14 protein-coding genes are annotated in these 10,990 nt (G+C 34.1%); 10 read left to right on the top strand and 4 right to left on the bottom strand.

Annotated features, from left to right (window positions below; genetic code table 11):
* Positions 1–450 precede the first annotated feature (450 nt).
* The gene (locus QSE00_RS19600; protein ID WP_286107189.1) at positions 451–828 is read right to left on the bottom strand and encodes a Fur family transcriptional regulator; all 378 of its coding nucleotides are present in this window, start codon (positions 826–828) and stop codon (positions 451–453) included.
* Between the two features lie 184 nt (positions 829–1,012).
* Between QSE00_RS19600 and QSE00_RS19595 the strand changes: the two genes are divergently transcribed.
* The 7 genes from QSE00_RS19595 to QSE00_RS19565 all read left to right on the top strand — a co-directional run bounded on the left by QSE00_RS19595 (position 1,013) and on the right by QSE00_RS19565 (position 4,869).
* The gene (locus QSE00_RS19595; protein WP_286107188.1) at positions 1,013–1,918 is read left to right on the top strand and encodes an NAD(P)/FAD-dependent oxidoreductase; all 906 of its coding nucleotides are present in this window, start codon (positions 1,013–1,015) and stop codon (positions 1,916–1,918) included.
* 1 nt (position 1,919) lies between these two features.
* The gene (locus tag QSE00_RS19590) at positions 1,920–2,165 is read left to right on the top strand and encodes a hypothetical protein (protein WP_286107187.1); all 246 of its coding nucleotides are present in this window, start codon (positions 1,920–1,922) and stop codon (positions 2,163–2,165) included.
* Between the two features lies 1 nt (position 2,166).
* Positions 2,167–2,640, top strand: coding sequence for a class I SAM-dependent methyltransferase (locus QSE00_RS19585; protein ID WP_286107186.1), 474 nt, complete (start codon positions 2,167–2,169; stop codon positions 2,638–2,640).
* Positions 2,597–3,082 carry a type I restriction enzyme HsdR N-terminal domain-containing protein gene (locus tag QSE00_RS19580; protein ID WP_286107185.1) on the top strand — a complete coding sequence of 162 codons (486 nt, stop codon included), beginning with the start codon at positions 2,597–2,599 and terminating at the stop codon, positions 3,080–3,082. The genes QSE00_RS19585 and QSE00_RS19580 overlap by 44 nt, the downstream gene beginning before the upstream one ends.
* Entirely contained in the window at positions 3,064–3,315 is a 252-nt protein-coding gene (locus tag QSE00_RS19575) for a hypothetical protein (RefSeq protein WP_286107184.1), read from the top strand. The genes QSE00_RS19580 and QSE00_RS19575 overlap by 19 nt, the downstream gene beginning before the upstream one ends.
* 209 nt (positions 3,316–3,524) lie before the next feature.
* Positions 3,525–4,094, top strand: coding sequence for a recombinase family protein (locus QSE00_RS19570; protein ID WP_286107190.1), 570 nt, complete (start codon positions 3,525–3,527; stop codon positions 4,092–4,094).
* 112 nt (positions 4,095–4,206) lie between these two features.
* Positions 4,207–4,869 carry a hypothetical protein gene (locus QSE00_RS19565; RefSeq protein ID WP_286107182.1) on the top strand — a complete coding sequence of 221 codons (663 nt, stop codon included), beginning with the start codon at positions 4,207–4,209 and terminating at the stop codon, positions 4,867–4,869.
* A 98-nt stretch (positions 4,870–4,967) separates the two neighbouring features.
* Here QSE00_RS19565 and istB read toward each other — a convergent pair whose 3' ends face one another.
* A complete protein-coding gene (gene istB, locus QSE00_RS19560) occupies positions 4,968–5,726 on the bottom strand; it encodes an IS21-like element helper ATPase IstB (protein WP_286107181.1) in 759 nt (252 codons plus the stop codon).
* A 7-nt stretch (positions 5,727–5,733) separates the two neighbouring features.
* On the bottom strand, positions 5,734–7,281 hold the full coding sequence (gene istA, locus QSE00_RS19555) for an IS21 family transposase (protein ID WP_286107180.1): 1,548 nt from the start codon (positions 7,279–7,281) through the stop codon (positions 5,734–5,736).
* A 327-nt stretch (positions 7,282–7,608) separates the two neighbouring features.
* On the opposite strand from istA, the gene QSE00_RS19550 reads away from it, so the two are divergent.
* The gene (locus QSE00_RS19550; protein ID WP_286107179.1) at positions 7,609–9,024 is read left to right on the top strand and encodes a KAP family P-loop NTPase fold protein; all 1,416 of its coding nucleotides are present in this window, start codon (positions 7,609–7,611) and stop codon (positions 9,022–9,024) included.
* Between the two features lie 5 nt (positions 9,025–9,029).
* Here QSE00_RS19550 and QSE00_RS19545 read toward each other — a convergent pair whose 3' ends face one another.
* A complete protein-coding gene (locus QSE00_RS19545; protein ID WP_286107178.1) occupies positions 9,030–9,632 on the bottom strand; it encodes a hypothetical protein in 603 nt (200 codons plus the stop codon).
* A gap of 220 nt (positions 9,633–9,852) precedes the next feature.
* On the opposite strand from QSE00_RS19545, the gene QSE00_RS19540 reads away from it, so the two are divergent.
* Together QSE00_RS19540 and QSE00_RS19535 are read left to right on the top strand one after the other, a co-directional pair.
* Positions 9,853–10,722 carry a nucleotide-binding protein gene (locus QSE00_RS19540; RefSeq protein WP_286107177.1) on the top strand — a complete coding sequence of 290 codons (870 nt, stop codon included), beginning with the start codon at positions 9,853–9,855 and terminating at the stop codon, positions 10,720–10,722.
* Positions 10,722–10,958, top strand: coding sequence for a hypothetical protein (locus QSE00_RS19535; RefSeq protein WP_286107176.1), 237 nt, complete (start codon positions 10,722–10,724; stop codon positions 10,956–10,958). The genes QSE00_RS19540 and QSE00_RS19535 overlap by 1 nt, the downstream gene beginning before the upstream one ends.
* The last annotated feature ends 32 nt before the right edge of the window (positions 10,959–10,990 follow it).

Raw genomic sequence — 10,990 nt, 5'->3', positions numbered from 1 at the left:
TGCAAATCTGTATAAGAATTGCAAAAGTTAAAATTGAAATCCGTTTAATCGAAAAACCTCTGTAACTAACTATATTTCAAATATTTCAAAGAACTATTTTAGATTTTAATGGGACAGTAATGGCTCAATACATAATGTTGATTTTGGGTTATAGAATCATTAACATCTCTCATTAGCCCATTCCTTGTTTATCAGCGCAACCTACTTAGGATATCATATTCTGCTTCCCTCAACGGTTTCCCGCTATTTACTTTTTAAAGAATTGTTTTTCTTTAGTTCCATAAAATTAAGCAAACGAACTATAGCCAGACCCCACAGAATAGGGTAGGGGGCAGCAGAGCTATAAACCATCTAATTAATAACTAGGCCAACAAATAAATTTATTAAAATAGACCTATAAGAAATATAGTAACTAGCTGCTATATCCAGTTATTGGTGCCAATATAAAACCTAAGAACAGTCATTACAAACCCCAATCAGAACACAATTTGCATTTTGAACTTCATAGCCATTGGGAACTGAATACTCAACAGGAACTTGCAGGCATTCAATCGTATCACACGACAAACAACGAAAATGAAAATGATGTTGAATAACTTCTTGTGGATTCTCACATTTTTTGCAAATGGCAAAATACTGTTTTCCGTCTTCTGCAACAATTTTGTGGACTATCTCATCCTCACAAAATCTGTTTAATACTCTATAAATTGTAGCTCTATTAATTTCAATATCCAACTGCCTTTCTATAGCGTCTTGACTTAACGCCTTTCTTGAATTTAATAGTAAATTCAGTACTGCTTCTTTTGTTGGTGTATTTCTTCTATTCATATTTTATTGCGAACATGTTGCAATAATACAAAAGAATGTATATTTGCCAAAACACTATTGCGACAATTTCGCATTTATTACATCAATCAATGACAAGAAGAGAGATAATAAATCTATTTGGAGTGTCAGTTTAGTTCTTACACTGCCCAGACCATTAACTCGCTTCGCCCAACACAATAACAATATGGATAAAAATGAATTTGAAGTAATCATAATAGGCGGAAGTTATGCAGGACTTTCAACAGCGATGACTCTAGGTCGTTCACTTCGCAAGACCTTGATAATTGATGCAGGAAAACCCTGTAATCGGCAAACACCACATTCACATAATTTTTTAACTCAAGACGGAAGTACACCAAAGGAAATTTCTGAAATTGCAAAAAGTCAAGTAACAAAATACGACAGTATAAAATTCTATGATGGACTTGCGGTTAGTGGAGAAAAAAGTAATAAAGGAACTGAAATCACCACTTTAAAAGGGGATGTTTTTACAGCAAAGAAATTGGTTTTAGCAACAGGAATTAAAGACCTAATGCCAGATATAAAAGGTTTTTCAGAATGTTGGGGAATTTCAGTTGTGCATTGCCCATATTGTCACGGATACGAAATAAGAAACAAGAAAACTGCCATAATTGCCAATGGAGAAAGAGCACTACATCTTTCTTCTTTAGTGAATAATTTAACCAGAGAAATCACGATAATCACTTCAGGGGCAAAAGACTTTGAAGAAAACCAACTGGAAAAGTTTAAACAACACAATATTCAAATCATTGAAAAGGAAATTTCTGCAATAGAACATCAAAATGGACAATTAGAAAAAATCGTATTTAAAGATGGTAGTTCTGAAAACTTTGATTGTGCTTATGCTTCTATCCCTTTTAAGCAAAATTCAAATATACCTAAAACGTTAGGTTGTGAAATCACGGAAAACGGACACATCGAAGTGAATTTTATGCAAAAAACTACAGAAGAAGGGATATTTGCTTGTGGAGACAACAGTACAATGATGCGTTCCGTATCAATAGCAGTTAGTAGTGGAACGATAACAGGTGCAATAGTAAATCACGAATTGACACAAGAAAATTTTTGATATGGTAGAAGTGTTTATGACCAACGTAAAATCAGAAATTCTATCAATAGAAATTCTACAATTTTTGGAAAACGAATATCCAGAGGTAAAATCCAATTTTGACTTGGAGGATTTCAACAAACCATATCCTTGTGGTCATTCCATTTTAAGAATTGAAGGAAAAGTAATTGATATTAATTCAATAACTATACAACTAAAACGTAAAGGAATTGAATGTGAATTATTAGAAGATAAAATTTGTGTATAGTATGGCAGAATTTTGGGAAACAACATTTAACGATAAACAAGAAATGTGGGGAATGGAACCTTCAAAATCTGCCCTATTGACAAAAGATTTTTGTGTAGAAAATACCATAAAAAATATACTCATCCCCGGAATTGGATATGGGCGAAATGCCCAACCATTCATCGAAAATGGAATAAAAGTAAGCGGAATTGAGATTTCAAAAACAGCCATTAAACTGGCCAAAAAACATTATGGAAAAAAAATCAACATTTTTCACGGCTCTGTAACCAAAATGCCTTTTGAAGACAAAAAATATGACGGGATTTTTTGCTATGCTCTTATTCATTTATTAGATAGCGAAGAAAGAAAAAAGCTAATACAAGACTGTTACAACCAACTCACCGAAAACGGATTTATGGTTTTTACAGCCATAACAAAAAACGCACATCAATTTGGAAATAAAAGACAACAAAATATACGCGCCATTATTAGATAAATGGCTAGTGTTAAAACCAGAAGAAAAGGTAAGACAGCAGTACATACAACGTCTTATTGAAAATTATGGATTTTCAACAGATCAAATGGCACAAGAAGTTAAAGTGAATAATTCGCAACGAGGCCAGGGTAGAGCAATGGCAGATATAGTCGTCTGGAAATCTAAAGAAGATAAAAACAATAATAATCACGCAGCTATAGTAGTTGAATGTAAAGCGGAACACTTAACTATTCGTGAAGAAGACTACTTTCAAGGCTATAATTATGCGTCTTGGGCAGGTGCAGATTTTTTTGTGACAACCAACCTTAAAGAAACAAGAATCTTTAGAGTTGTTAAAGGAAAAATTCCAAAATTATTAATGAAGTACAATATAGTTCAGAGCCATGTACTAGAGAAGAATGGGATGAAGTACCACACAGTGAATTGGAGTACAGATTTATAGGTTTTATCAATCGTGATGTTCGACTTGAAGACGAGATGCCAGATTTTCAAATACGAGCTATTGAAAGAGCTGCCGAAGAGTTGTCCGTTTCCTTGGAGGCATTAAAAGCTAGCTTAAATCCAAGCGAATCCTTTAAATTCAGCACACCTGATATAATTGCCCATATTGAGGATGTTGCAAAGGGATTAATAAAAATTAATGAAACTAGATTTGACCCATGTCTTTTTGACTAATTTCCTCATATAACATCAAACAAAAAACCTCATTATTAATTTAGTGAGGTTTTTTTTATATAATATACTCTAAATCAGTAGTTTAAACGATAACTCCTATGTATATTTAAGGTCTAATATAAATCTAAACGTTAATAGCATGAAAAAAGCAATATCCAAAACCGAAGCTCTAAGCACAGTTAAAAAAGCAAAATACAAGAGTATCATCCATCGAGCAAAACATTGACAGACAGCGTGAAACTGCGCCAGACGTTAGACTATATGAAGATAGGATTTCGGGATTGATACCATTTAACGAAAGACCATCAGGAAGACGATTAATTAAGGACATTGAAGAGGGCAAAATCAATTACGTAATCATCCATTCAATAGATAGGCTAGGGCGGAACGTTGTTGATATGCAGAAGCAGTTAAATTGGTTTATTGATAATGGGGTGCAAATATTTGCCGAGAATATCAGAATGGAGTTGTTAAATGAGGATGGTACAATGAACAGTATCGCCAAAATGATTATTGACCTTCTTGGTTCGGTTGCAGGTTTGGAAATTGAAGCTATCAAGGAAAGACAAAATCAGGGAATTAAAATCGCCAAAATCAAAGGCGTATATAAGGGCAGAAAGGTTGGTGCTACTATGACTGATGAAGATTATCTAACTCGTCATAAAGATATCGTAGAGCTTCTGAAAGATGGTTTATCAATGAATAAAATATCCAAGTATACCAAAAAGGCCTTTGTTACTGTTAGGGCTGTAAAATTGAGAATGGCAGAGGTAGCTTAATCAATAAATTTCTATATTAGGATTTTAAAAAGAGTATAGTGAAAATTATTCAAAATTAATATAATCGTATCCGCCCAATAGGGATTAACAAAAATTGCTTTAAAACAGCTGAATGATAGAATCTATTAAGCATTTCTTTAGTTTACTTTTTGATAATTCAAAATCATGGACATTTAGAGCTTCGGCTGGTGTTTCAATTATTGGTTTTTTGATAATCACAGATATAATACTTGATTTCAGTTATAATCTACATTATAACAATAAACTTAGTCAATTAGAAATAATCCAAGACCTCAAAAATGATTACCAATCAGACACTGAAAAACTTAACAAGATTATTATTCTAGAAAATAAAATTCTTACTAAGGAGCATTATACAGAATTCATATCTCGTAATTTTAAAGAAATTTCTAATCGTTCAGCTAAAAATGACCTAGAACCGGACGAAAAAATCAGTAGTAAAAAATCCAATATTTCTCCATTTTGGATGGTGTTTTCATCAAATTATGCCTTAGTACTCGCACTACCATTTATTATTTTACTTCCCCTATATCATAACAACAGTAGGACTGTTGGAGGACTTTTTGCTTGGTTCGCCTCTCTCATAACATTAGGAGTGGCAATTGCCATAGTTACATGGTTTGCTTATCAAATCCCAATAATCTTGGGAAATCCAACTTGGAACTACATTTTAAATTTTGTAATACATACTTTGCTTTGGATTTTAGGTTTTAAAATTGGGAGTAATGAAAAAACAAAAAGCAATTCTTTCTAAAATTTCTGTTACCGGAAAACAAATATGTAAGGTTTTCGGCAATTAAGGATGTATTAAAAATGGAAAATAAGGATGTATGATTTTGAGTCCAATTTAGGTTAAATTTCTTTATTTTCAAATATGGTTTTTCGGTGTTCCATACGATAGCTTTTACCGCTTAATTTTATGATTTCACAGCGGTGTAATATTCGATCCAACAATGCTGTTGTTAGTACATCATCCTTAAGCACCTCGGCCCATTGTTGTGGGGATTTATTGCTGGTAATGATCAGTGAGGTTCTATCGTGGAGTTCATTGATAAGATTAAAGAATGCTACCCCATCCTGCTGTGTAACAGGGAACATCATAATATCATCAATGACCAGTAGGTGTGCCTTAAGAATACGTTTGTATTGAGCTGCAGCACTTCTAGTGACATCCTTGAGCTTCAATATTTTTGTCAGTTCCTCCATGCTCTTAAAATAGGCTCTGTAGCCTTTGTCCACCGCATCAAAGCACATCCCTGCCGCGAGATATGTTTTTCCGACCCCGGATGGTCCCAGTAGTATGATATTGAAATTTTGCTCCAGCCATTGAAGTTCCCTTAGATGGTTGAGCTGCTGTTTCTCCAGACCATTGGAAACACTGAAGTCGTACAGGTCCAGATCGAAGCTCCCTGGCAAGCGTGCTTGTACAATGCGTCTATCCAGATCCTTTTTTCTTCTGTGCGCCACTTCCTTTTCCATAAGCCTGTTGATGAGTTCTAAATAGCTGGTGCTTTCCTTTTCAGCTTCCGCTATGGCAATCTCCAGATGGGATGCCAGGGCAGTTAATTTTAACTGTTTACAATGTTGCTTGATTTGTTCTGTTTTAGTCATAGTTACATTATTGATTAATGATATTTTCGTAGTCTCGCAGATCGCTTTTCTCCGGAATCTGGTTGGCTTTTTCTAAATTGTTTTTATCCAAGAGCCGGATTCCCTTTTGTAACAAGGGAGCCTGGGGAGTCTTAACAAAGAGGACCTGTTCAAAATCATACCCACTTAGAATTTCATTTTCCAAGCAAAAATCCAGAGCCCTATCGGCGTCTTGTTTTTCAATGCCTTCCAGGGCCTTTAAAATAACCTGTAGATGGTCCCTGAGGTACCTAGGAAGCTTCTGGTTGATTTTTTGTAGGTACTGGGCCGCCTTGTCCTTATCAGTAAAATAAGCGGTTGCCAGTAGAATCATTTGATCCAGACTTTTGGAAGTATCCCTTTTATGGTTGGTATTGGCGATGAACTGTCCTTTCTTGAAAGAGATCTTATGGCTGCAGATCAGTTCCTGGTCGACACTGTAGATCTCCAGGATATCAGCTACTTCTTTTATAGTCACCTGGGTGCCGGTGCCCTTGTATGTCCCCATAGGAACACTGTAGAAGTTGCTCTTATAGGCAATGGCATTGGTCTTTCTCACATGATAAGCCTTGGTTTGTTTGTTCTCAATGATCAAAGGGGTATAAGGGTTCATATATTCCTTCTCCAAGTCATACTCCTGTTGTGGTATCTTTTTCGTGAAGTTATGGGCAAGCGCGTTGGCCGTTCTTGCCAACCAAGAGGAAGCCTCGGTATTAAGGGTATCGATATCCCAATAGGACCTGTTATAGAGGAAGTTCTTTTTGACATACTGAACGACATTTTCTACCTTGCCCTTACTTTCAGGATCTGCTTTCCGGCAGAAATATAATTTAAAGCTCCTGGATTTGGTATACTGCTTAAAAGTAGCTGTAAGAATAACATCGCCAATATTCTCGTCCACTACCATGGTCCTGTCCTGGTCATATACTATAGTTTCTGGGATGCCCCCATAGAAAGCAAAGGCCTTTTCATGAGCCTGACACACATCCAGAGCGGTATAAGGCCTGTCCCAAAACCAAATGTATTTCATCCGGCTTCTGGAAAGAACAATGGCAAAGAAGCTTATCTTCTTTCTTTTTCCATTGACCAGACGCATATTGTAATGTCCAAAATCGATCTGTGCCTGCTCCCCGTAAGGCAGCTCTTGAATGGGGAAGTATTCCCGCGATACTTTAACAATAGGGATGTTGTGTTTCTGGCGGACAAACATCACAAAGTTATATACCGTGCGGGGATTGGTAGCAGGGAACTCGGGATGGTGTTCCTTTAACCAGTCATGTATTTGTGCGGCCGAAGTCTCGGGAAACCGGTCCAGCTTATCCCTGACAAAGGTTTCATAGGGAGATAATACTTTGCTTCTATACTGCCCTTTCAAAAGATGATTTTCATAATCTTCTTCGGACATTAACAGATATTTCTTTACTGTTCTGGTATCCAAAACCAGGTAATCGGCAATTTTTGGATTGCTAAATCCAAGCCCGTTAAGTTTGTGAATTTCGTGGTACATGATCCAATTGTTTAAGTCTCTTGTTGTCATCTAGGATTGGTCTTTTTATTCCAGTCCAAGAAACAGTAAAATTTGACTTCAAGGCTTACTCTTTTGCCCCCGGGGGCAAAAGAGTAAGCCTTGGATCATACATCCTTATTTTCCGAAAGTAGTACATGACTATTTTCCGAAAACACTACATTCTTATTTGCCGATTATAAGACATTGTTATTTTCCGGTTACAAATTTCCTTTAATTAAGTCCTCAAGAACAGATTAAGTTACTATACTATTTCATTAAATTTAGTGGTTTGCAAAAATTGTGTTTATTATTGGAAAATCGAAATAATAAAAAAGGATGCCCTTTTAAATTTTTACTATGCAATTAAGAAATCAAGAAATCGTCATTTCAGATAATTTAGAAATTAATCCGTTTGATGGTGACCAACTCGATAGAGAACAATATGCCCATGCACTTACAAGTGTTTTGAAAAATTATAACAAAGGTTTTGTATTAGCACTTAATAGCGAATGGGGTACTGGCAAAACGACATTTGTCAAAATGTGGATGGAATACTTAAAAAGGAAATCTTATGTAACCATATATTTTAATGCCTGGGAAAATGATTTTCAGGATGAAGTAGTTATTGCCATCTTATCAGAATTGAAAAAAATTAAAGGAGATTCTAGTGATCTTTTTGCTAAAGTTTTGAGAAAGGTAATACCATTACTAAAGAATGTTGGTATAGGTTTATTTAAGCATGCAATGGGTAAGGTTGCTGGTGATAAAACTTTAGAAAGTATTGCTGAGGGCCTAGGACAATATTCGGTTGCAAGTTTACAAAAAGACCTAGATGATTTTGACAAAAAAAAGAATAGTATTGAAGAATTTAGGGAGGTATTAAAAGAATTTGTAAAAAGCCTGGACAACGATAATCCTATCATTTTCGTTATAGATGAATTAGATAGATGCAGACCCAATTATGCCGTGGAGGTATTGGAAAAAATGAAGCATCTATTTAGTGTTGAGGGAATCGTTTTCGTTTTATCAATAGATAAAATTCAATTAGGCCATGCGATAAGAGGTGTTTATGGCAGTGAAAGTATCGACTCAAATGAATATCTAAGAAGGTTTATCGATCTAGAGTTCTCATTACCCAAACCAAATGTTAAGGATTATACTTTATTTTTGACTAATCATTTTGGTTTAAAGAATTATTATTCAAATCCCAATAGGCCAAAAGAATTTGAAACCGATATGGAAGGGTTAATTTTCATGTTGGATTTAATACAAAATTCCTTCTCCCCAACTCTGAGACAATTAGAAAAAATGCTAGGGTTATTTTCGATTGTTGTAAAGTCATTGAAAATTCATGACCCTGCAAATCCTATGTGCATTCTTTTTATTATTCTTTTAAAGACAACCACTAATAACGGTTATTATCAAAAGCTTGTTAATCGTCAATTATCACTACAAGAATTATTGGATATTACCGTAGAATTGCTACATCCGATTCAAGATGAAAATAAGAATAGTTATTTTCTATGGTTTCAAGGTGAGATTGTATACTATTATTGGAAGTATTTATACTCTATGGATAGATCAATTGTGCTATATGAAGGAAATCCGTACGATAAAGATTTTAAAATCATGGTAGACGGTAAATCAGATGATAAATTTAATTCTTTAGAGAAAGTAATAGGTAGATTGGTAAGCGATTATCGTTCTAGTAGTGGAATAGATTTGCTCCCAAAAATAATTCCACATATTAATTTATCTAGAATTGTAAACTGATGTGTTTATTTCTCCGCTTCCTCCAATACCTTTACCATCATTTCAGCCTTAAACAATTCCTCCCTTAATTGTTTATTCTCCTTTTCCAATTCATTGGTTCTAGGATAATTCTCAATTATTTTTACTTCATATGGTGGTTGAGCATATTCTGGTTGATACTTTATAGAAGCTAAACCAAAACCTGACGTAACTATAAGTGCCAATATTGCTATTGCTATGGAAAAATTGGATTGTTTCCGTGCCTGTTGAGATGCTAATCTAGACTCCTGTAATTCTAAATAGTCTAAATATTGCTTGGATGCATTTCCGTCAAGCCAATACTTATCATTTAAATCGTTCTCAATGTTTGCTGATACTTGAATTAACCCTTTTTCAGTATAACCATTTTTTACCATTAGGTAAAATCTATAATTGCTAATACTCTCCTTCGGGAGTTTAAACTCATGACTACTAAAATTATCGACAAACCAAACTAAAAACGTTAACTCTGAATTTTCATCAAAATGAAAGCCTAATTCACTTTGAACTTGTTTTGCTATGTCAAAATAGCTAATACCTTCCTTTTCTCTAGCTAATCCGATTTCCATCGCCTTTATATATCTATTCATTAGTCTCTTATTTTAGATTAAAACAAATGTAAATAATATACTTTTGACATAATACTTAATGATATTTCATCAACTAAAAGTGGAAAAAAATTTTATCTTAGACATCGAAAAGAATAAAGGGCATATAGCTTAGAATTGAAATAATTTACATTTCTAATTTTAGGTTATTTTATTTCTATATCTCTATGTCAGTTGAAGAAAACTTGGAACAAGATTAAATATGGCAAAAAAAAATTCAAAATATACACCACCTCCACCAACTGAACTTATTGCCCCTAGAAAGGACTTCATTCAGAAGCTTGAAGAAAGAATTCAAGAAGGCGAAGAAATTTTAAAATTTAAAGTAACCACCCAATCTGATTTTGACAAAAACAGAGATGAATTTAATCATTGGAATGACTACAATTCCGAATACTTAAAACAGTCATTCAATAATGAGTACAATGAATATAAAGACAGATATGACAAATGTGCAATGTTAATTGGACTTGGTAGTAATAGACCAGGACCTAAAGGGAAGCTTTTAAATTTTAAAGAAAGTGTCGAAACTAAACTCACAAACCTCAAAAAACTTCACGGAAAAGCCGATTTATTAAAATCCTCAATAGAGGAACCAAGTGCACAAGAAATGAAAAAAGCATCTACCAAAACAAATAAAATATTTATTGTTCACGGACATAATGACCACATCAAAATTGATTTGGCCAGAACTTTAGAAAAGCTTGGTCTACAACCTATCATCTTATCAGAACAACCAAATCAAGGACAAACAATAATTGAAAAATTTGAACTTCATTCTGATGTTGGGTTTGCTGTCGTTTTATTAACTGCTGATGATTTAGGTAGAGTTAAAACTTCTGACGAAGATAAATATAGAGCAAGACAGAATGTAATTATTGAAATGGGTTATTTCATTGGAAAATTAGGACGTAGCAATGTATTCCCTATGTATGAAGATGGTGTTGAATTACCTAGCGACTTACATGGAATTTTATACAATTCTATTGATGATGCGAAAACTTGGAAATTCAAATTAGTTAAGGAATTAACAGCAGCAGGCTATCAATTAGATGCTAACAAAATATTATAATGAGAAATTACAAATTCCAAGATTTTGAAATTGGGAATAGCGTATACCATAAATCGAACACAAAAATTAAAATGATTGTCGTAGGTAAAGAAGCTGAGATTTTTGAGATAAAGTGCAGATGGGTCGATAAGGATGGAAATAGACTAGAAGATACATATTTGTTTTTAGAATTAATAAAGTCTGACGATTATGATGATGATAACAATCATCTAGAAATAAGAACATCATCATTATAAAAAACGCCGAACAACATTGATTTAAGTAATTG

It is taken from the genome of Arenibacter flavimaris (assembly GCF_030291335.1).
Taxonomy (GTDB): domain Bacteria; phylum Bacteroidota; class Bacteroidia; order Flavobacteriales; family Flavobacteriaceae; genus Arenibacter.
Note: the sequence above shows the minus strand (reverse complement) of the source record. Positions and strands in the feature narration are given on the sequence as shown.